Source organism: uncultured Gilvimarinus sp., assembly GCF_963975215.1.
Taxonomy (GTDB): Bacteria; Pseudomonadota; Gammaproteobacteria; order Pseudomonadales; family Cellvibrionaceae; genus Gilvimarinus.
The window spans coordinates 1-20,529 of record NZ_CAXBFW010000039.1 but is presented as its reverse complement, the minus strand read 5'-3'; the positions used below and the strand labels follow the sequence as shown (position 1 = coordinate 20,529).

Annotated in this window: 21 protein-coding genes and 1 pseudogene; 3 read left to right on the top strand and 19 right to left on the bottom strand. The window is 51.4% G+C overall.

Annotated elements, in window-relative coordinates; genetic code table 11:
* From AAC019_RS16250 to mnmG, 19 genes and pseudogenes are all read right to left on the bottom strand, one after another.
* Nucleotides 1–237, bottom strand: a pseudogene (locus tag AAC019_RS16250) (glutamine--fructose-6-phosphate aminotransferase); the annotation flags it as partial.
* Nucleotides 238–251: 14 nt separating this feature from the next.
* Nucleotides 252–1,025 (bottom strand): DeoR family transcriptional regulator, encoded by a 774-nt coding sequence (locus tag AAC019_RS16245; RefSeq protein WP_339900296.1) that lies wholly within the window; start codon nt 1,023–1,025, stop codon nt 252–254.
* Nucleotides 1,026–1,198: 173 nt separating this feature from the next.
* Complete coding sequence (locus AAC019_RS16240) at nt 1,199–2,125, bottom strand: insulinase family protein (protein ID WP_339900295.1); 927 nt, start codon at nt 2,123–2,125, stop codon at nt 1,199–1,201.
* A 27-nt stretch (nt 2,126–2,152) separates the two neighbouring features.
* Nucleotides 2,153–4,009: an insulinase family protein gene (locus tag AAC019_RS16235; RefSeq protein WP_339900293.1), complete on the bottom strand. Its 1,857-nt coding sequence runs from the start codon at nt 4,007–4,009 to the stop codon at nt 2,153–2,155.
* 38 nt (nt 4,010–4,047) lie between these two features.
* Nucleotides 4,048–4,872, bottom strand: coding sequence for an undecaprenyl-diphosphate phosphatase (locus AAC019_RS16230; RefSeq protein ID WP_339900291.1), 825 nt, complete (start codon nt 4,870–4,872; stop codon nt 4,048–4,050).
* A gap of 27 nt (nt 4,873–4,899) precedes the next feature.
* Nucleotides 4,900–6,270, bottom strand: coding sequence for a bifunctional UDP-N-acetylglucosamine diphosphorylase/glucosamine-1-phosphate N-acetyltransferase GlmU (gene glmU / locus AAC019_RS16225; RefSeq protein ID WP_339900290.1), 1,371 nt, complete (start codon nt 6,268–6,270; stop codon nt 4,900–4,902).
* Nucleotides 6,271–6,372: 102 nt separating this feature from the next.
* Nucleotides 6,373–6,798: a F0F1 ATP synthase subunit epsilon gene (locus tag AAC019_RS16220; protein ID WP_041521935.1), complete on the bottom strand. Its 426-nt coding sequence runs from the start codon at nt 6,796–6,798 to the stop codon at nt 6,373–6,375.
* Nucleotides 6,799–6,843: 45 nt separating this feature from the next.
* Nucleotides 6,844–8,223, bottom strand: coding sequence for a F0F1 ATP synthase subunit beta (gene atpD / locus AAC019_RS16215; RefSeq protein WP_339900288.1), 1,380 nt, complete (start codon nt 8,221–8,223; stop codon nt 6,844–6,846).
* Between the two features lie 73 nt (nt 8,224–8,296).
* The gene (gene atpG, locus AAC019_RS16210) at nt 8,297–9,163 is read right to left on the bottom strand and encodes a F0F1 ATP synthase subunit gamma (protein WP_339900287.1); all 867 of its coding nucleotides are present in this window, start codon (nt 9,161–9,163) and stop codon (nt 8,297–8,299) included.
* A 52-nt stretch (nt 9,164–9,215) separates the two neighbouring features.
* Nucleotides 9,216–10,760: a F0F1 ATP synthase subunit alpha gene (gene atpA / locus AAC019_RS16205; protein WP_339900286.1), complete on the bottom strand. Its 1,545-nt coding sequence runs from the start codon at nt 10,758–10,760 to the stop codon at nt 9,216–9,218.
* 16 nt (nt 10,761–10,776) lie between these two features.
* Complete coding sequence (locus tag AAC019_RS16200; protein ID WP_339900284.1) at nt 10,777–11,313, bottom strand: F0F1 ATP synthase subunit delta; 537 nt, start codon at nt 11,311–11,313, stop codon at nt 10,777–10,779.
* 12 nt (nt 11,314–11,325) lie between these two features.
* Nucleotides 11,326–11,796 (bottom strand): F0F1 ATP synthase subunit B, encoded by a 471-nt coding sequence (locus AAC019_RS16195; RefSeq protein WP_339900282.1) that lies wholly within the window; start codon nt 11,794–11,796, stop codon nt 11,326–11,328.
* Between the two features lie 50 nt (nt 11,797–11,846).
* Nucleotides 11,847–12,083, bottom strand: a complete 237-nt coding sequence (atpE, locus tag AAC019_RS16190) for a F0F1 ATP synthase subunit C (RefSeq protein ID WP_020208604.1) — start codon at nt 12,081–12,083, stop codon at nt 11,847–11,849.
* Nucleotides 12,084–12,129: 46 nt separating this feature from the next.
* Nucleotides 12,130–13,074: a F0F1 ATP synthase subunit A gene (gene atpB, locus AAC019_RS16185; RefSeq protein WP_339900281.1), complete on the bottom strand. Its 945-nt coding sequence runs from the start codon at nt 13,072–13,074 to the stop codon at nt 12,130–12,132.
* Nucleotides 13,075–13,109: 35 nt separating this feature from the next.
* Nucleotides 13,110–13,529 (bottom strand): ATP synthase subunit I, encoded by a 420-nt coding sequence (locus tag AAC019_RS16180; protein WP_339900280.1) that lies wholly within the window; start codon nt 13,527–13,529, stop codon nt 13,110–13,112.
* Between the two features lie 325 nt (nt 13,530–13,854).
* A complete protein-coding gene (locus AAC019_RS16175; protein WP_339900278.1) occupies nt 13,855–14,751 on the bottom strand; it encodes a ParB/RepB/Spo0J family partition protein in 897 nt (298 codons plus the stop codon).
* Between the two features lie 32 nt (nt 14,752–14,783).
* Nucleotides 14,784–15,596, bottom strand: coding sequence for a ParA family protein (locus AAC019_RS16170; RefSeq protein WP_339900276.1), 813 nt, complete (start codon nt 15,594–15,596; stop codon nt 14,784–14,786).
* Between the two features lie 73 nt (nt 15,597–15,669).
* Nucleotides 15,670–16,308, bottom strand: a complete 639-nt coding sequence (rsmG, locus tag AAC019_RS16165) for a 16S rRNA (guanine(527)-N(7))-methyltransferase RsmG (RefSeq protein ID WP_339900274.1) — start codon at nt 16,306–16,308, stop codon at nt 15,670–15,672.
* Nucleotides 16,308–18,203, bottom strand: a complete 1,896-nt coding sequence (gene mnmG, locus AAC019_RS16160) for a tRNA uridine-5-carboxymethylaminomethyl(34) synthesis enzyme MnmG (RefSeq protein WP_339900273.1) — start codon at nt 18,201–18,203, stop codon at nt 16,308–16,310. Before mnmG ends, rsmG begins: the two co-directional genes overlap by 1 nt.
* A gap of 616 nt (nt 18,204–18,819) precedes the next feature.
* Between mnmG and AAC019_RS16155 the strand changes: the two genes are divergently transcribed.
* The 3 genes from AAC019_RS16155 to AAC019_RS16145 all read left to right on the top strand — a co-directional run.
* Complete coding sequence (locus AAC019_RS16155; RefSeq protein WP_339900272.1) at nt 18,820–19,668, top strand: fructosamine kinase family protein; 849 nt, start codon at nt 18,820–18,822, stop codon at nt 19,666–19,668.
* 113 nt (nt 19,669–19,781) lie between these two features.
* Entirely contained in the window at nt 19,782–20,285 is a 504-nt protein-coding gene (locus AAC019_RS16150; protein WP_339900270.1) for a helix-turn-helix domain-containing protein, read from the top strand.
* Nucleotides 20,286–20,336: 51 nt separating this feature from the next.
* The coding region (locus tag AAC019_RS16145) for a S26 family signal peptidase (RefSeq protein WP_339900268.1) at nt 20,337–20,529 on the top strand (193 nt) is incomplete at its 3' end.

Sequence of the window (20,529 nt, the reverse complement as noted above, 5' to 3'; positions counted from 1 at the left end):
TTCACCGTGAGTCGCCCAGCGTGTGTGAGCCAGGCCTGTGCCACCGGGTAGCGGGTCAACCAGCGCATCACTTAACGCTTGTACTTTGCCTAAGCGGCGCACGCGCACCAGATTATTTTCTTCGCGTATTACCGCCAAACCGGCCGAGTCATAGCCGCGATACTCCAAGCGGCGCAGCCCCTCGAGTAAAATATCCGCGACGTCACGCTGCGCAACTGCGCCTACTATTCCACACATATTAACTCCTGAGGTTATACCGGGGCGCTGGCGACAATCACTTCGACTCCGCGCGCCTCCAGCGCACTGCGATCGGCAGCGGCAATATTAGAATCTGTTACCAGGGTTGTAATCGACTCCCAGGGCAACTCGAGGTTGTGAATACGGCGGCCAAACTTCTCGGCCTCAGCCATGACAATAACTTCGCGCGCGACTTTGGCCATAACCCGACTCACGCTGTAAAGCTCATTAAAGGTGGTGGAGCCTCGCTCCAGATCGAGCCCATCGGCGCCAATAAACAACTGATCAAAGTTGTAGGCATTCAGCACCTGCTCGGCGAGCTGCCCCTGAAACGACTCCGAGCGCGCGTCCCAGGTGCCTCCCGTCATTAGCAAAGTCGGCTCGTTTTCCAGCTCTAACAAGGCGTTGGCGATGGAGAGCGAATTGGTCATCACCACCAGCCCACGCCGCTGCGACAGCTCGGGCAACAAGGCCGCCGTGGTGTGGCCACTATCGATAATAATGCGGTTGTGATCGCGTATTTTACCAGCGGCTGCACGGGCGATCTGCTGCTTTACCGGCGAGGCTACATTGGCCGCCGCATCGCGCAGCAAATCTTGGGGGAGGGGTACAGCGCCGCCATAGCGGCGCAGCAATAACCCATTGCTTTCAAGCGCGGCAAGATCTTTGCGGATCGTAACCTCTGAAGTTTGGAACTGCTCGGCCAGAGCATCGACATTGACTTCGCCACTGTCGGCCAAAAGGTCAAGAATCGTACGGCGGCGCCATTGAGTGTTACGTTTGGCCATATAACGGGGTCTGATTGTTTCGAAACGAAAGAAATTGTATCAAAACGAAAGTTTAACAGCAATAAACCCCGATGGTAGCGTTACCCCAACAGGAATTACCTAAAAAACGGCGCTGGCAGCATTTAGCTGACAGCGCCGGCGTTGGAGTTGGCGGGTGAAGAAGGTCGCAAAAGCTACTCGGCCGCAGACTGAGTGCCCTGTAGCTCGACATCCACCCGGTAGGCGTTTTGCTGCAATATCAGGTCTTGATACTCGGTAACGACATCCGCTTTGGTGGTCTGCTCGATAGCGTTAATTAGCCGGGCCCGGGTATCAAACTTGTCGTTGCCACGGTAAAAATCATTGAGGTATTTAGGGTATTCCTCGTAAAAGTTACCCGGCGCCTGATTGATTTGGGCGATGACGGTGGCGCGCAATTGCTCTAAAACAGCCTCGTCCAACGCTTGCAGTTGAGGCCAGTATTCTTCCACAAACCGGTTAAAGCGCAGGCTTAAGTCTGCCAGCTCAGTGTTGGTGGTTTGCGCGTAGAGGATAAACCCCCAGTAGTCACCAATGCGATCAATACTGCTACCGACCACATAGCCAATTTGCTCTTCGGTACGCAACTGATTATAAAACGCCTGCTGGAAGATAGAGTTTAATAAAAATAGCTGAGCGGCCGTTGTAAGCTCGGTGTTATCGGAGTAATAGGCATGTAGCAAACCATTGTCGGTTTTCGCAATGTCGCCCCGGTAATTGGTGTGCTCGCCCACGGCGGGTTTGTTAACGGCGGCAACAAAGCGGTCTCGTTGCTGCCAACCGGGCGACATCGTGGTTTGGGTTATTTGCGCAAACTCCTTAACCGTGGCTTCGCTGTAGTTGCCAAACGCGAACATCCGTATGCGGTTGTTGTTTACCAAATCCTGTTGATATTGGTTAACATCTTTCAGGCTGATCTTGTTTAAGGCGTTGGCCAGCTGCTCATCGGTCCAACTGGGATCGACCATAATACGGTTTAACTCGGTAAATAACTGGCGGCTTGGCTCTTCTTTAGCGCGGCCATCCAACCAATCTTTAAACCCTTCTTTGGCAATCGTAAACTCTTGTTGATTAATATCCATATTAACCCACTGGGTTAACAACCGCTGTTAGAGCAGTGGGTGTTTTTCGCTGTAACCCGATAGCGTTAGAGCGTGGTTGTTGCGCGGCCGCTCGATACCCATACCAATACCGGCGCGACCCGCTTTGTCGCGCAGGGCCGTGGTTTGCAAGGCAAAAATGCGATTGACTAAATCGCTCATTACATTATTTTTGGCGCTTTGCAGGGGTAAGTCGGTATTAAACATGACCTGTAGATAGCCGTGCTCTGACTGGTGAAATTCACTGTGCACCAGCCACGCCTCAAGCCCTGGCTGATCGACTACCTGCAACGGGCTCATAATGGTTGCCTCAACCACCTCAGCCTTACCCGAGCTAAACAAATCATTTTCGGCGGGTAATGTCAGCTCCAGAGTATCGGCAAACGTCTCCCACTGTTGCAACTCAGTGTCACTGAAGCTAGCAACACGATACTCACCTTCGTAATAAGGGATCGCGGTATCCACATCAACGCTGGGGTTAATATGCCAAATGCGCGCCCGCTTAGGCGTTAGTTGTGCTAACACTGTATTGATTGCTTCGGCATCAAAATGATCGTAGATATAAAAGGCATCGTTTAAGTGTTCTGCCGGCAACGAAAACAGCGCTTGCGAAAAGTGCGTTGCCTGATTCATCGCGTTGGGCACTTGCAAGTCTTTATACTGTTTAGCGAGCATGGCTTTGTACTCTTGATAGTAGACCGGGTCGACGCCAGACTCGCGGATTAAATCAAGGTACTTAAATACCGTTGCGATAACTTCGTCCTGGTAGGCTAGCCCCTGTTCGGTTAAGCCAATATTAATGGTAAAGATGCCATCGTTACCGTAATAATCGGCACTATCAGAGGCGGTAAAATTATCGACCCAACCTTTATCGCGTAACACTTGCGCCGCTGTACCTGGCTCTTCCGAGCTAATAAGGTTAGCGATATAGCGGTTGGGTTTTACCGGCCATAAAGCGGAATTGTCGTTAATAGAAAACTCCATTACCAGCTGGCGCATGGGCTTTTGTGGCCGGTAATAAATGTGTTCGCCCAGCTGCTGCTCGGTTAAACCGCGAGTAGTAATTTCGGGCTTTGCTATTTTTTTATTGTCGATATCTGAAAAATACTCGGTGGCCAATGCCGCTAGTGTGGCCGTATCTTGTTTGCCGAATATCACCAGTTTCATGTTATTCGAGGAATAGTACTTTTGGTAAAACGCTCGCATCTCGCTATAGAGGGTTTGATCGCCTTGATCGACTAATGTTGTTAAGTTGCCCACTGACATTCGCTGCGCCGGGTGCTCGGGGTTGGCGGTAATACCGCGCAGGCGGTTCATAATACGGCCGTCATTGGATTTACCCATAGACCATTCACTGTCTACCGCGTTGCGTTCTTTATCGCTATAGTCTTTATCAAAGGTGGGCGATTTAAAATAGTCGCTGTACCGATCCAGTGCTTCCTGCAGCGCGCCTTCACCTATCTGAAAGAAATAATTGGTGTGATCGGTGGCGGTATAGGCATTAGAGTAGCCGCCGTTTTCTTGCACAAAAGTCTGAAAGCTATTGGGCTCTGGGTACTTTTTTGTACCTAAAAACAACATGTGCTCAAGGTAGTGCGCCAACCCCGGAAAGTCTTTAGGGTTTTGATAGCTGCCAACCCCAACACTAAGCGATGCACCAGATACCTCGAGGGTTGGATCGGAAACCAGCACGACCTGAAGCTCGTTGGGTAATGTAAAGGTGTGATAATCACGCTGATCATTGGGGCTTTTAGGCAGCACCTGCAATTGCGCTGTGCCAGGCACTTTACCCGATGTGGTACAGGATGCGACAAATACAGCTACTAGCATCACAGTAAACAGTTGCACGATACGCAAGCGGACCATCTCTTGTTTCCTCTTTGTTACGGGAGAAGTCATGGATATCAGTAAAAACAGTAGAGCAAATACGCCCCGAGTAGCAAGCGATACAGCACAAACGGCTGCATACCAATACGTCGGATTAACGCCAAAAATACCCGAATACACAGGTAAGCACTCACGGCACTAATAGCCGTAGCCGCCAGCAATTTACCCCAGCCAACCGGTAACGGCTCGGACACTAACTCAACCGATTGCAGCATGGTGGCCAAAACAATAACCGGAATACTCAGCAAAAATGAAAACCGTGCGCTCGCCTCGCGGTTAACCCCCATCAGCAGTGCCGCCGTGATGGTAATGCCCGAACGCGATGTACCTGGAATCAGGGCCAACGCCTGAGCTAAGCCTATAACCACAATTTGTGTTTTACTTAGATGGTATTCGTCACTGTTGGCGCGAGCGGGATTACCCGCAAACTTGCGCTGATAACGCCAGTCGGCATAGCCCAGCAGCAAACCAAACACAATTAAGCTATAGCCCATAAAATAGCCGGTGCGCATCGAGGTTTCGATGATATCTTTTGCCAATAGCCCCACAATACCAACGGGAATAGTGGCCCAGATAATGGCCCAACCCAACCGCGCCTCGCGGCTCATGCCGGCGCCGATAATCGACCCCAGCCAAGCACGCGCAAGCTTTATTAAGTCGTCGCGAAAATAAAAGATAACAGCCAGTAAGCTGCCAAAGTGAACCGCGATATCAAAGGCTAAGCCTTGATCGGGCCAATCAGTAAACAAAGGGACAAGCAATAGGTGAGCACTACTGGAAACTGGCAAAAACTCTGTCAGCCCCTGTATTAGCGCCAGTACAATAATCTCAATCCATTGCACAGAATATCTCGCAATAAAGGTTAAGCCTTATTTAGGCTGTTTAACCGGGCGCTGCCATCCGGTAATAGAGCGCTGACGGGCACGGGCCACGGTCAACTCATCGGCGGCCACATCGCGGGTCACCACACTGCCGGCACCGACAGTAGATGTATCGCCCAAGGTTACCGGTGCCACCAGAGCACAATTAGAGCCGACAAAAACGTCGTCGCCAATGGTGGTGGTAAATTTATTAACGCCATCGTAATTACAGGTAATGGTGCCGGCACCCACATTAACCCGGGCCCCCATCTCGCAATCGCCGATATAACTCAGGTGATTGACCTTACTGCCCTCGCCAATAACCGCTTTTTTGGTTTCGACAAAATTACCCACTTTAGCGCCGCTTTTTAATACGGTACCGGGGCGCAGTCGGGCATATGGGCCAATGACACACCCGTCAGCGACCACCGCATCTTCCAGTATAGAGTTGGCTTTGATCTCGCTATTGGCCGCAATAACAGAGTTGCTAATTAGGCAGTTAGGGCCAATTTTAACGTTGTCACCAAGCGTAACCTTGCCTTCGATCACAACGTTAATATCGATTTCCACATCGCGGCCGGCCGTTAGCTCGCCGCGACAGTCAAAGCGGCTTGGGTCGGCCAGATACACGCCGCGATCGAGTAGGGCGTCGGCTTGCGCCTGTTGATAAATACGCTCAAGCTTAGCTTGCTGGCGGCGGTTGTTTACCCCTTCAACCTCTTCGGCGCTAGCCGGTTGAAACACCTTAATAGCGGTCCCGGCGTGACGGGCTTTGGCAATAATGTCAGTGAGGTAGTACTCGCCCTGTGCGTTATCGTTAGACAGCTCGGGCAGCCATTGGATGAGCTTTTTGGCCGGTACGGCCATAATACCGGTATTCACTTCACCGATTTGTTTTTGCTCGGCGGTGGCGTCTTTCTCTTCAACGATGGCAACCACGTCGCCATCGCCATTGCGCAAGATACGGCCATAACCCGTAGGATTAGCCAGATTAACCGTCATCAAGCCCATGGTGTCTGGCCCGGCACACTGCAATAAACCGGTTAATGACTCGGGTTGTATCAGGGGGACGTCGGCATAGAGAATTAACACCAGGGCATCGTCACGCAGTTGCGGTAAAACTTGCTGTACCGCATGGCCAGTACCAAGTTGTTGCGCCTGTGTCACACAGTGGCAATTTAGCCCAGCGATTGTGGCCTCTACCTGCTCGGCGCCGTGGCCAACCACCACTAGCTTTTGCAGGTTATCGGTCCCCAGCTGCGCAACGGTATCCAACACATGATGCAGCATGGGTTTACCCGCTATTGAATGCAAAACTTTAGGCAGTTTTGAGTTCATGCGGGTACCTTTACCCGCGGCGAGAATAACGACATCCAACATCTGTAAATCTCCGTTTTGTCGGTCACCAGCAAAAGCGCAATACAAACAAAAAAGGGTAGCCAAAGCTACCCTTTTAACAACCCGAGACTCAAAAAGTTCAGGCTATTTACGTGCGTTGCGTCGAATTGCCTGAAGTGCGCGTAGCTGTGCTGAAGCTTCGGCCAGCTGAATCGCAGCTTTTGAGTAATCAATTTCACCCGATTGACTCAACAGCTTAGCGGCGGCTTCTTTCTTAGCAGTTTCAGCGGCGGCCTCATCCATATCGCCGGCGCGCAAAGCGGTGTCGGCCAATATAGTGACAAGGTTTGGCTGAACCTCTAAGTAGCCACCCGATACGTAATACACTTCTTCTTCTCCGCCCTGTTTTTTCAGGCGAATCGGGCCTGGTGCAAGACCTGTCAGCAAAGGCGCGTGACCGTAGGTAATGCCGAGATCACCCAGAGAACCAGTAGCCACAACCAGCTCTACCAACCCGGAGAAGATCTCACTCTCTGCACTGACGATATCGCAATGTATAGTCATTGCCATAATCTGCCTCTTAAGCTTGAAGGGGCGGCCTAGGCCGCGACCCAATTACTTCATTTTTTCGGCTTTTTCGATCGCTTCGTCGATCGTACCGACCATGTAGAACGCCTGCTCTGGCAGGTGATCATACTCGCCGCTCAGGATGCCCTGGAAACCACGGATGGTTTCTTTCAGCGATACGTAAGTACCAGGAGAACCGGTAAATACTTCCGCAACATGGAAAGGCTGTGACAAGAAACGCTCGATCTTACGCGCACGGGCTACCGATTGCTTATCTTCTTCAGACAGCTCGTCCATACCCAAAATAGCGATGATGTCTTTCAGCTCTTTATAACGCTGCAGTACCATCTGCACGCCACGGGCAACGTCGTAGTGCTCTTGACCAATAATTAACGGGTCGAGCTGACGCGAGGTAGAATCCAGTGGATCAACCGCTGGGTAAATACCTTTAGAGGCGATGTCACGGCTCAGGGTAACGGTCGAATCCAAGTGAGCAAAGGTGGTTGCTGGCGATGGATCGGTCAAGTCATCCGCAGGTACGTAAACGGCCTGAATAGACGTAATAGAGCCAGTCTTAGTCGAGGTAATACGCTCTTGCAGTACGCCCATCTCTTCGGCCAGTGTTGGCTGATAACCTACCGCCGATGGCATACGACCCAGCAGAGCCGATACTTCGGTACCCGCAAGAGTATAACGATAGATGTTATCAACGAAGAAGAGTACGTCTTTACCTTCATCACGGAATTTCTCGGCCATTGTCAGACCAGTCAGTGCAACGCGCAGACGGTTACCCGGTGGCTCGTTCATCTGACCGTACACCATGGCAACTTTGTCCAATACGTTGGACTCTTTCATCTCGTAGTAGAAGTCGTTACCTTCACGAGTACGCTCACCCACACCGGCAAACACAGATAGACCACTGTGCTCTTTAGCGATGTTGTTGATCAGCTCCATCATGTTTACGGTTTTACCAACACCGGCACCACCAAACAGGCCAACTTTACCACCCTTGGCGAATGGACATACCAAGTCGATAACTTTAATACCGGTTTCTAGCAATTCGCTAGATGCGGCAAGCTCGGCGTAGGCGGGAGCTTCGCGGTGAATTTTCATCCGCTCTTGCTCGCCAATAGGGCCGGCTTCGTCGATGGGGTTACCCAATACGTCCATAATGCGGCCCAGGGTTTCTTTACCCACGGGTACATTAATAGCATCTTTGGTGTTTTCGACACTCAAACCACGACGAAGACCTTCAGAGGAGCCTAGTGCAATGGTGCGTACCACACCGTCACCTAATTGCTGCTGCACTTCCAAAGTCAGATTTTTTTCGGTGATGGTCAGTGCATCATAAATTTGTGGCACTTCATCGCGTGGAAATTCCACATCAATTACAGCGCCGATAATCTGTACGATACGTCCGCTACTCATTTCCGGTTCCTCTTTATTCCAGGCTAGTGGCCTGAAGGTTTAAGCTAAAATTCTTTCTGTGTAAGGCTGGCTGTTATGAAGAAACAGCAGCAGCACCACCAACAATTTCTGAAAGCTCTTGAGTAATCGCCGCCTGACGCGCTTTGTTATACACAAGCTGCAGATCGTCGATCATATCGCCAGCGTTATCGGTAGCGCTCTTCATAGCAATCATACGAGCCGCTTGCTCACACGCGCTATTTTCGACCACAGCCTGATAAACTTGCGACTCAATGTAACGAGTCAATAAGCCATCTAACAACTCTTCAGCGTCTGGCTCGTATAGGTAATCCCAATGATGTTGCAGTTCTTTATCATCATCGGCCTCTAGCGGCAGCAACTGTTGCACCTGTGGACTTTGAGTCATTGCGTTAACAAACTCGTTGCTCACTAGATACAGCTTATCAATCTGGTTGTCGGCGTAAGCGTCCAGCATCACCTTTACGCTACCAATTAGGTCGGTAACGCTAGGTGCTTCACCAATATCTCGCGTGCTCGCGACAATATTGCCGCCAAAGCGATTAAAAAATGCAGTGGCTTTAGCGCCAATTAAACACAAGTCGATACTGCTGCCTTGCGCGCTGTAGCTTTGCATGGATTGTAGAGCTGCTTTGAACAAATTTGTGTTCAAGCCACCACACAAACCGCGATCAGTAGACACCACAATAAAACCAACGCGCTTTACCTCGCGTTGCTTCATAAAGGTGTGCGTGTACTCGGGGTTGGCGTTAGCCAAATGCCCGATTACAGAACGCATCCGTGAGGTATAAGGTTTACCTAACTGCATGCGCTCTTGAGCTTTACGCATTTTACTCGCGGCGACCATTTCCATCGCGCTGGTAATTTTTTGCGTGCTCTTGATGCTCGAAATCTGTGTGCGAATTTCTTTTGCGCCTGCCATTACTCGGCCCTCAAGATATCTTCAAAGGTGGTGCGCACAGCGCACCACCAACTTACCAGGTTTGGCTAGACTTAAACTTATCAACCAAGGCTTTAAATTGAGCTTCTAAATCGCCGTTCCAATCGCCCGATTTGTTGATGCTATCCATCAACTCACCGTGCTCTGATGCCGCGTAAGCGAGCAGGGCAGATTCAAAGTCCAGAACCTTTTTGGTCTCTACGTCTTTTAAGTAGCCTTCATTAGCACAGTACAGAACCAAGCCCATTTGCGAGATGCTCATGGGTGAGTATTGCTTCTGCTTCATCAGCTCGGTTACGCGCTCACCGTGCTCAAGCTGAGCTTTAGTGGCGTCATCCAGGTCAGAGGCAAACTGGGCAAATGCTGCCAGCTCACGGTACTGAGCCAGTGCGGTACGAATACCACCTGATAGCTTTTTGATGATTTTAGACTGCGCTGAACCACCAACACGAGATACCGATACACCGGCGTTCATCGCCGGGCGAATGCCCGAGTTGAACATGTCAGCTTCGAGGAAGATCTGACCATCGGTAATCGAAATAACGTTAGTCGGTACGAACGCCGATACGTCACCGCCTTGGGTTTCAATAATAGGCAGGGCGGTCAAAGAACCGGTTTTGCCTTTTACTGCACCGTTGGTTTGTTTTTCTACGTACTCTGGGTTTACACGAGCGGCACGCTCAAGCAGACGCGAGTGCAAGTAGAAAACGTCACCTGGGTAGGCTTCACGGCCCGGAGGACGACGTAACAACAGTGAGATTTGACGATAAGCCCACGCTTGCTTGGTCAGGTCATCGTAAATAATCAGCGCGTCCTGACCGCGATCGCGGTAGTACTCACCAATAGTACAGCCGGCAAACGGTGCCAAAAACTGCATAGACGCTGGGTCAGAGGCCGTTGCGGCAACCACAACGGTGTGCTCCATGGCGCCGTGCTCTTCAAGTTTGCGCACAACCGCCGCAATCGAAGAAGCTTTTTGGCCAATAGCAACGTAAATACACTTAATGCCAGAGTCTTTCTGGTTGATGATGGCGTCTACCGCAATGGCAGACTTACCGATTTGACGGTCACCAATAATCAACTCACGCTGACCGCGACCGATTGGTACCATTGCATCAACGGCTTTCAGACCAATCTGTACCGGCTGATCGACCGACTGACGCCAAATAACGCCGGGGGCAACTTTTTCAATTGCGTCGGTTTCTTTTGCGTCGACAGGGCCTTTGCCATCAATGGGGTTACCCAGGGCATCAACCACACGGCCTTCGAGTTCCGGGCCAACCGGCACTTCCAGAATACGGCCAGTACATTTACAAGTTTGTCCTTCGGCAATGCTGAAGTAGTCGCCCAAAATTACGGCGCCCACTGAGTCTTGCTCGAGGTTAAGCGCCATACCGTAAACGCCACCTTCAAACTCGATCATTTCCCCGTACATAACGTCCATCAAGCCGTTAATACGAACAATACCGTCAGATACAGATACTACCGTGCCCTGATTGCTGGACTCGGAAGACACATCGAGCTTCTCGATGCGCTGCTTAATAATTTCGCTAATCTCGGATGGATTCAGCTGCTGCATGCTTTATTCCTCAATCCTACGAATTGATTGCTTTGGCGAGTTTCTCTAACCGACCGCGCATGGAGCCGTCGATGACTAAATCACCTGCCTTGATAACCACGCCAGCGAGCAGTTGTGAATCAACCGCTGTGCTGACCTTAACTTTGCGCGCCAATTTGGCACTGAGAGCATCCGCTAGTTTTTGCTGGCTGGCATCATCCAATTCAAAGGCAGTTGTCAGCTCTACGTTGACAGCTTGCTCTTCGGCGGTTTTCAGCGCATCAAAAAGGGTGAACACCTCGGGCAACAATGCCAAGCGTTTGTTTTCTGCCAACAACTCAACAAAGTTTTTAACGTTCGGGCTTAACTCCTCACCACAAATCTCTATAAGAGTATTGGCTTGCTGCTCTGGTGTCAGAGCAGGGGAGGAAACAAGCTGCGACACTTTGTCGTAACCGCTAACAATAGCCAGGGTTTTCAGTTGTGTTGCCCAGCTCGCAAGTTCACCATTGTCACGGGCAAACGCGAACGCTGCCTTGGCATAAGGTCTTGCGAGGGTAATCAGTTCAGCCACAATTCACCTCGCTTACAAACTGGCAGCCAGTTTGTCGATCATGTCTTTGTGCGCAGACTGGTCAACAGAAGACTCAAGCACTTTCTCAGCACCGGCGAAAGCTAACATAGCCACTTGTGAACGCAGTTGTTCTTTAGCGCGATTCACTTCTTGCTCTACTTCAGCTTGGGTAGCCGCTTTAATACGGTTACCTTCTTCGCGGGCCTGCTCTTTTGCTTCTTCCACAATCTGAGTTGCGCGCTTATTGGCAGAATCCAGAATACTGGCAGCTTCAGTTTTAGCATCACGCAATGCGTGTTTTGCTTTTTCCTGAGCCAGTTCCAGATCTTTACTTGCACGATCCGCTGCGGCCAGACCATCGGCAATTTTCTTTTGACGCTCAGCCATGGCCGCAATAATTAACGGCCAGATGTACTTCATGCAGATAAGCACAAAGACAACGAACGTAATGGACTGTCCTATAATAGTTAAATTAAGGTTCACGCCGACACCTCTGTTATGGGAAGTTTCTGTGCGTTAAAAAGAGCGATAGCTTACGCTAAGCCCGGTACGGTAACGAACAGAATGTACATAGCAATACCCACACCGATCATTGGCACGGCGTCAAGCAGACCAGCGATCAGGAACATTTTGCCTTGCAACATTGGAGCAAGCTCAGGCTGACGGGCAGAACCTTCCAACAACTTACCACCCAAAATGGCGAAGCCGATGGCAGTACCCAAAGCGCCCAAACCAATCAACAGCGCAACAGCAATCAGTGCTAAACCCATGGTATATCTCCTCGATTTTTAAAAATAAAAAGTAAAGTTAAAAAAGTTAATGCGTAAACTGATCTTCATCGTCGTTGTGGAACGCCATTGCCATATAAACAATGGTCAGCACCATAAACACAAACGCTTGAAGAGTAATCACAATAATGTGGAACAGCGCCCAGCCCAGCTGCAGTACACCAGCAAACAGGCCAAGAATCAGACCAGCACCAAACATGGTGGCAATCAGAATAAAGATCATTTCACCAGCGTAAAGGTTACCGAACAGTCGCAAGCCCAATGAAATAGGGCGCGCCAGCAGGGTTACCGACTCGAGCGCAAAGTTAATGACAATAATGATAGGAGCAAAGATTAAGCCCACACCCTTAGTTGGCGGGTGAAAGGGGTGAAAAGTCAGCTCTTTAACAAACCCGACAAACCCTTTCTCGCGGATGCTGAACATAATCATCAGGAAGAACACGGTAAAGCCCATACCCAAGGTCACGTTCGGATCGGTTGTGGGTACGATTTTGAAATAAAAGTGCGGATCACCAGACACCCAGGCTGCCAGCTGCGGTATTAAATCCACAGGAATCAGATCCATGAGGTTCATCAGAAAGACCCAGACAAAAATGGTCAATGCTAGCGGGGCCACAAAGCGGCTGCGGTACTGAAACGCGTCTTTTACGGTTTTATCGATAAACTCTACCAGAGCCTCGATAAAGTTGAGCATGCCGGTAGGTACACCTGAGTGAGCTCGTTTAGCGCCCCAGCGGAACAAAGCCAGAAAGATAATCCCCAGGCCAATCGACCACAACATCGAGTCGAGGTGAATAGCGTTAAAGCCCATGGCGGACATTTCTTCGGAACAATGAGCCACAGTCCAACCTGTAGTTTCCTGCACACTTTTGCCATCACAATAGGTGCCGGCGGGTAGTTTACCGTAGGTCCAGTTGGTCAAGTGGTGCTGGATATATTCGGTGGTCGTAGGTGCGTTACCGTCCGCTGCCATCTGCTATCTCTCAACTTGTGTAAATAAGCGTGTGATTAACCAGCCTTGGGCTGGCCATTGCGCTGGCGAATACTCGCCGCGGTTACAATCAATTGCGCGATTTGTGCTGCCACAAAAGCGCATAAAAAAACCGGTATGCTGATTGCGACATCCCGGGTAAAGACCACCGCAAATAATACGGCGGTTAGTATTAATTTGGCTGACTCGGCGCTGTAAAAGCGATTAACGCTTTGGCGTATGCCCCATGCGCCACGAATCTGTCCAGCAAACCTGGCAAATACCATTGCCGGTACCAGACACACGGAAAATCCCCAGAGTAAAGAAATCCCCCACAGCGAATGCCAACTTAATACGGCACCGCTAATGACAATCAGCACAATCCACAGCGCAACCAGTCGTTTAAATACCGGAAGCGTGGTGATAACAGCCGATGTTTGACGGCGAGCCCTAGGCATCGATTCTCTCTTTTACAGCTCAGTTGTACTGGCTTGGGTCGATTTTCGCCGTCGCTGGCTTTACGGCAACTTACAGATCAGCCGCAAAGCCGCCGCATTATAGGGGTTTTGTTACAGACCTTTCAACAGCAACCGCGCCATTATCGCCCAAATGAGTGCAGTTGCGCCCTGTATTTGGGCAACTGGCGATATCTACGCCTTAACAAAGCTTAACCGGCCTGACCAACACCTGTGGATAACCCCGATAATCGAGGCCAAATCCTAGCAGGGTATTGAGCAAAAGTTAAGGTGGATAAATAACGCAGATAACTTCTGGCACACAGGATTATTTTATGTGGGCAAGAATACCGTCGAGTTCATCGAGGTTATTGTAACTAATCACCAACTTACCTTTGCCTTTGGCACCGTGTTGAATGGCAACACCGGCCCCCAAAGTTTCGGACAGTTGGTTTTGCAGCCGGGTAATATCCGCCGACACTACCACTGGCGCCACGTTTGAATCGCGATTTTTTTCATCCTGAATTTTGCGTACCAGGGCCTCGGCCTGGCGGACAGTCAAACCTTTACCAACGATTTGCCGCGCCACTTCGCGCTGCTGTCCGGCCTCGAGCGACAGTATGGCCCGGGCGTGGCCCATCTCCAGATCGCCGTGCTCGAGCAGTTTTTTGACTTCATCGTCGAGCGCAATCAGACGCAGCAGGTTGGTCACGGTGGTGCGGGATTTACCCACCGCCTGCGCCACCTCCTGGTGGGTGAGCTCGAACTCATCCTGCAGGCGCTTAAGCGCCATGGCCTCCTCGATGGGGTTTAAGTCCTCACGCTGGATGTTCTCGATCAGCGCCATGGCGATGGCCGCTTCGTCGGGTACATCGCGCACCACAGCGGGAATTTTATCCAGGCCGGCTAACTGGGTCGCGCGCCAGCGGCGTTCGCCTGCGATAATTTCGTACTTATCCTCACCAATCAGGCGCACTACAATCGGTTGCATGACGCCCTGAGCCCTGATGGAGTCAGCCAGCTCTTCCAGTGCCTCTGGGTGCATATCGCGGCGCGGTTGGTATTTGCCCCGGGATATTAACTCGACCGGCAGCCGCATTAATTTTCCGTCCAGAGCTTCGCGGGCATCCGCCTCGCTGACACCATCGTCGGAGGGTGGAATGGTGACGCCGGCCCCCAAAAGTGCATCCAGCCCCTTACCCAATCCTTTTCGTTTTCCTGCCATAGGTTAAACCTGTTGTTACCACTGAGCGATGCTTATTGCGTCACCTGAGAGTTAAGGGATTCGTCACCGGCCGCTGCCGATAGCTCGTTGCGGCGAATAATTTCACCGGCCAGTGCGAGGTAGGCAATCGCCCCTTTGGACTGGCGATCATAGACCATCACCGGTTGGCCGTAACTGGGCGCCTCGGCCAAACGGACATTTCGCGGAATACAGGTACGGTACACCCGATCGCCAAAATGCTGGTGCAACTGCGCCGACACATCGTTGGTCAGGCTATTGCGCGGATCGTACATGGTGCGCAAAATTCCCTCGATTTTTAAGGCGGGGTTAAGCACATCGTGAATTTGATTGATGGTGCCCACCAGTGCCGACAAGCCCTCGAGCGCGTAATACTCACACTGCATGGGGATAATCACACCGTGACAAGCGGCCAGAGCGTTAAGCGTAAGCATGTTAAGCGAGGGCGGGCAGTCGATCACAATATAATCAAATTGGCCTTTGACCTCGGCCAGCGCCTTATCCAGCCGACGCTCTTTGTTGGGCAGAGATAACATCTCAACCTCGGCGGCGGTCAGATCGCCATTGGCCGGCAGCACCTGATACTGGCCGCTTTCCGACAACACCAGGGACTCGGCAATTGAGGCGCGATCAGTCAACACATCGTATACGCTCAACTCCACCTCAGACTTATCCACACCGCTGCCCATGGTGGCGTTACCCTGAGGATCGAGATCTACCAACAGCACGCGTTTTTTGGTGGCAACCAGTGAGGCGGCCAAATTCACGCAGGTGGTGGTTTTACCCACACCACCTTTTTGATTGGCAACAGCGTAGATCTTAGTCAAGTCGTTATCCTTCTGATTTGGTGAGGCGCTTATTGTGTGGCAGTTGCCGTGTGCGGGCAAGCCACCGGGCAATTTAAACCACACGCTCCAGTAGCAGCAAGTGACGCTCACCGGCTTCTCCGGGCACCTGCAAATCAATTCGCTGGCGCAAGTGGTAGTGACCGGCTATGGCCGCCAACTCCGCCTCGGGAAACTGCCCTTTCATGGCAAAAAACAAACCGTCGTCGGCCACAAGATGCTGACACCAGCCGGTCATATCCGCAAGGCTGGCAAAGGCGCGGCTGATCACACCGTCAAATTTTTCGGCCGGTTGCAGGGTTTCAACCCGGCAGTTCTCAACCGTCACATTGCCGAGCGACAGCCGGGTTTTAACGTGAAAAATAAAGCGGGTTTTTTTTCCGTTACTGTCGAGCAGAGTAAATTGCTTATCCGGGTAGCAAATCGCCAAAGGTATACCGGGCAGGCCCCCGCCGGTACCCACATCGATTAAGCGCTGGCCACTGATATGGGGCACCACCGCCAAGGAGTCGAGCAAGTGGCGCACGATCATATCGTCGATATTGCGCACGGCCGACAAGTTATAGGCGCGGTTCCACTTGGCAAACTCGGCAATGTAATCCAGCAAGTGGTCGATTTGGGCGTCGGATAAATCCAACCCTAAACTCTGAATACCGGCGCACAACTGGCGCCGGTGCTGCTCTCGGTTTGCCATTAACTCGCCTTAGCTTGTTCGCGCTTAAGTAAACCACGTTTTTTTAAGTAAACCAGCAGCAAAGACACTGCCGCCGGGGTAACCCCGGGGATGCGTTGGGCGCGGGCCAGAGTCTCGGGGCGGGCATCGCTCAGCTTTTGCTTCACCTCGTTGGACAGCCCCTCCACCGCGTTAAAGTCAAAATCGTCGGGGAAACGTGTGTTCTCGTGGGCGCGCAAGCGATCAATCTCTTCTTGCTGGCGACTGATGTAACCCGAGTATTTGGCATCGATCTCGATTTGCTCAGCCACCGCTTCGCCAATGTCTACCTCGCCCGCCAAACCCGCGATATCGCGATAGCTAAGCTCGGGACGCTTGAGTAAATCAAACAGGCTGTACTCGCGAGTCAGATTGGACTTTACCTTGCCCTCAAGCTGTTGCGCCGCCGCAGAGCCGGCCTGCACCCAGGTATCTTTCAGGCGCTGACGCTCGAGGGTGACGGCTTCGCGCTTGTCACAAAACGCCTGCCAGTGATCGTCAGCAATCAAGCCCAGCTCGCGGCCGGTCTCGGTTAGGCGCATATCGGCGTTGTCTTCGCGCAGCAGTAAGCGGTATTCGGCCCGGCTGGTGAACATCCGGTAGGGCTCGCGGGTACCCATGGTAATCAGGTCGTCCACCAACACGCCAATGTAGGCCTCGTCGCGGCGCGGGCACCAGGCCTCTTGCTCGCGAGCGCGGCGGGCGGCATTTAACCCGGCCAACAGGCCCTGAGCACCGGCTTCTTCGTAACCAGTGGTGCCATTGATTTGCCCGGCAAAATACAAGCCGCCGATGACTTTGGTTTCCAGCGAATACTTAAGATCCTGCGGATTAAAATAATCGTATTCGATGGCGTAACCCGGGCGCATGATATGGGCGTTTTCAAAGCCTTTAATCGAGCGCACCAAGTTCATTTGCACGTCAAACGGCAAACTTGTCGATATCCCGTTGGGGTAGAGCTCATGGGTCGTTAGCCCCTCGGGCTCAATAAACACCTGATGGCTGGGTTTATCGGCAAAACGGTGAATTTTGTCTTCAATCGAAGGACAGTAGCGCGGCCCGATCCCCTCGATAACCCCCGAATACATGGGCGAACGGTCCAGACCGCCGCGAATGATCTCGTGGGTTTGCTCGTTAGTATGGGTAATCCAGCAACACACCTGGCGCGGCTGCATCTGGCGGTTACCCCGCACCGACATCACCGGGCGCGGCTCGTCGCCCCACTGCTCTTGCAGCTCGCTAAAGTCGACGGTTTTGGCGTCGATACGCGGCGGGGTACCGGTTTTTAAACGGTCTACCCGCAGGGGGTATTCGCGCAAACGCTGGGCAAGCGCTTGCGCGGGCGGATCTCCGGCGCGTCCACCACTGTGGTTTTGCATACCAATGTGAATCAAACCGCCAAGAAACGTGCCGGTGGTAAGCACGACCTGGTCGGCAAAAAACTTTAGCCCCATTTGCGTAACGGCGCCGCGCACCTGATCTTGCTCGACGATTAAATCGTCAACCGCCTGCTGAAAAATCCACAAATTCGGTTGGTTTTCCAGGGTGCTGCGAATCGCCGCCTTGTACAGCACCCGGTCGGCCTGTGCCCGGGTGGCACGCACCGCCGGGCCCTTGCGCGCATTCAGTACCCGAAACTGGATACCGCCGGCATCTGTGGCCAGTGCCATTGCACCGCCCAGCGCGTCGATCTCTTTAACCAGATGGCTTTTGCCAATGCCGCCAATGGCGGGGTTGCAAGACATCTGACCCAGAGTCTCGACATTGTGCGTCAACAGTAAGGTCCGACAGCCCATGCGCGCCGAAGCCAAACAGGCTTCAGTTCCCGCGTGACCGCCGCCGACGACGATAACGTCAAAACGCTCTGGAAAGTTCATTTAAGGCCTCATAACTGCCGCAGGTGAAAAAGGGCGCACATTATAGAGTGCTTAGGGCCGTTGTACAAAACATGTTCAATGTTTAAACGAACATATTTAAGTAATTAAACTTATTAAATAATTATTTATATATAGAGATATGTATAAAGGATTAAACTTATAGTAATTAATAGGGGCAGACAATTCTGTGGAAAACCAAATTTTAGTTAATAAAAACAATAAGCTAGACGAATAATAACTACCCTTAACCACTGCTGATAAACTGACAGAACACGGTGATTAAGCTGGGTATGAAACCGCTGTTTATCCACTGATATCCGAAACCGCCAGTTATCCCCAATTCGCTCTTCAGCTTTTTCCCGATCGCTACACAGGGTTTTGCTAAATAGTGATGGAAATTTAAGCAAAAACCACAGTAAAACAAACAGTTATGGGATAAACCTGTGAACAAATGTGGATAACACTCGTAAGTTACCCTTGTTCTAGCGGCTACCGTTGTGGATAACCTTGCTCAGGTGATTGGGATAACTTACCCGCGAGGCAATAATACTGTCTTTAAGAGGGTTTATTGGATTATTTTGGGGATAGAATTTTTTTAAAAAAAGGTGAGATATTAATGAACCGCGACTTATTTAAGGCGATTGACGATCATTTTGGCTTAAATTTAACCCAATCCGAGCCCCAATCAGTGCCAGGCGGTGATATAAATCAGAGCTTTGTGGGGGAAAATACTCAAGGTAAGCCGTTCTTTATTAAAGTAAATGCCAACGCTGAGTTGCTTGAAGTGGAGGCTAAGAATCTCGCGTTGCTGGCCAGGGCAGAGGTCAACACGCCACACGTTATCGGGTTTAACCGGTTTACAGATGCCGGCGTTTTGGTTTTAGAGTACCTGCCCTTAGTGGCCAGTGGTGATGAGCAAAGCCTTGGCCAGCAGCTGGCCAAACTGCACCGTAAAACCGCTGAGCAGTATGGTTTGGGCTATAACAACTATATAGGCAGTACCTTGCAGCAAAACAGCCGGAGCGACAGCTGGGCGCAATTTTGGTGGCACAATCGGCTTGCGCCGCAACTGGATATGGCCCGGCGCAACCGGGCATTAATGGTTGATACACGGCGCTTAAAAACCTTAAGCGACCGGTTACTGGTTGGCCACCAGCCACTCGCCTCGCTATTACACGGCGATTTGTGGGGTGGCAATAAAGGCTATCTGAGAGATGGACAGCCGGTGTTGTTTGACCCGGCTTGTTACCTTGGTGACCGGGAGACGGATCTGGCGTTTACGTTGGTGTTTGGTGGCTTTGGTCACGGCTTTTACCAAAGCTATCGCGAGGCCTGGCCGCTGCCGGATGGTGGGCGGGGGCGGGAGCCGCTCTATAATTTATACCACCTACTTAATCACCTTAATCTATTTGGCGATAGTTATCGCGGTTCGGTCGAGTCAGCCGTGGCGAGCTTATTGTCGTAAGTGTTTATAAGTTGTTGTTTTTAAAGCACTGTCCGGTAGTTGTCTGGTATTTGGCGTTACCCTGTCGGGCTTTTTTTGTCACTGTGTTAGGCGTATTCGGAGGGAGATCGAGCATGAACGTGCGTAAGTTGCGATTGCAAAAAGGTTGGTCACAAGAGCAACTGGCCGAGTTAACTGGGCTGAGTATTCGTACGATCTCGCGAATAGAGCGCGGCCGAACACCGTCGCTCGAGTCGCGCAACGCACTCGCTTCGGTGTTTGAAATTGATACCAGCCAATGGCACATTGAGGGCAGTGATATGGAATCTACCACTAGCGGGCCGGGCGCGACGAGTCGCCAGGCCGCACAAGTTGATGTAGAAGAGCAGCAGGCGATCGAGTATGTTCGCGATGTAAAAGCGTTTTATACCAACATCTTAACCTACCTTGTGATTATCCCTTTTTTGTTTGTGATTAACTGGATGACCTCACCGGGCTACACCTGGGCGTGGTGGCCCGCGATCGGCTGGGGTGTTGGATTGCTGCTGCAGGGGCTAAACGCCTTTGAGTGCTTTAATGTTTTTGGTCCTCGCTGGGAGAAGCGTCAGGTTGAAAAGCGCCTGGGGCGCAAGCTTTAAGCGGCCAGCGACTGAACCAACCGCGTAGCTGAGCGCCTAAGTACCTCGATTATGTCAGCTAGGGATAACTTTATGCCGCGGAACCGTCTTCGTACCACTATTAAAAATTACGCCTCTTTGCTGCTGATGCTGTTGGCGATGCTGGCTTTTCGTACCGCTGTGGCCGATTGGAATTATGTGCCCACAGGCTCTATGGAGCCCACTATTATCCCCGGGGATGTATTAGTGGTCAGTAAATTAAGTT

Coding starts and splice junctions, on each gene's coding strand:
- AAC019_RS16240 (WP_339900295.1), bottom strand. CDS start 2,125: ATGGATATTAATCAACAAGAGTTTACGATTGCCAAAGAAGGGTTTAAA.
- atpB (WP_339900281.1), bottom strand. CDS start 13,074: ATGGCAGCGGACGGTAACGCACCTACGACCACCGAATATATCCAGCAC.
- glmU (WP_339900290.1), bottom strand. CDS start 6,270: ATGTTGGATGTCGTTATTCTCGCCGCGGGTAAAGGTACCCGCATGAAC.
- atpG (WP_339900287.1), bottom strand. CDS start 9,163: ATGGCAGGCGCAAAAGAAATTCGCACACAGATTTCGAGCATCAAGAGC.
- rsmG (WP_339900274.1), bottom strand. CDS start 16,308: ATGGCAAACCGAGAGCAGCACCGGCGCCAGTTGTGCGCCGGTATTCAG.
- mnmG (WP_339900273.1), bottom strand. CDS start 18,203: ATGAACTTTCCAGAGCGTTTTGACGTTATCGTCGTCGGCGGCGGTCAC.
- AAC019_RS16220 (WP_041521935.1), bottom strand. CDS start 6,798: ATGGCAATGACTATACATTGCGATATCGTCAGTGCAGAGAGTGAGATC.
- AAC019_RS16245 (WP_339900296.1), bottom strand. CDS start 1,025: ATGGCCAAACGTAACACTCAATGGCGCCGCCGTACGATTCTTGACCTT.
- atpD (WP_339900288.1), bottom strand. CDS start 8,223: ATGAGTAGCGGACGTATCGTACAGATTATCGGCGCTGTAATTGATGTG.
- AAC019_RS16155 (WP_339900272.1), top strand. CDS start 18,820: ATGAACCGCGACTTATTTAAGGCGATTGACGATCATTTTGGCTTAAAT.
- atpA (WP_339900286.1), bottom strand. CDS start 10,760: ATGCAGCAGCTGAATCCATCCGAGATTAGCGAAATTATTAAGCAGCGC.
- AAC019_RS16175 (WP_339900278.1), bottom strand. CDS start 14,751: ATGGCAGGAAAACGAAAAGGATTGGGTAAGGGGCTGGATGCACTTTTG.
- AAC019_RS16235 (WP_339900293.1), bottom strand. CDS start 4,009: ATGGTCCGCTTGCGTATCGTGCAACTGTTTACTGTGATGCTAGTAGCT.
- AAC019_RS16150 (WP_339900270.1), top strand. CDS start 19,782: ATGAACGTGCGTAAGTTGCGATTGCAAAAAGGTTGGTCACAAGAGCAA.
- AAC019_RS16180 (WP_339900280.1), bottom strand. CDS start 13,529: ATGCCTAGGGCTCGCCGTCAAACATCGGCTGTTATCACCACGCTTCCG.
- atpE (WP_020208604.1), bottom strand. CDS start 12,083: ATGGGTTTAGCACTGATTGCTGTTGCGCTGTTGATTGGTTTGGGCGCT.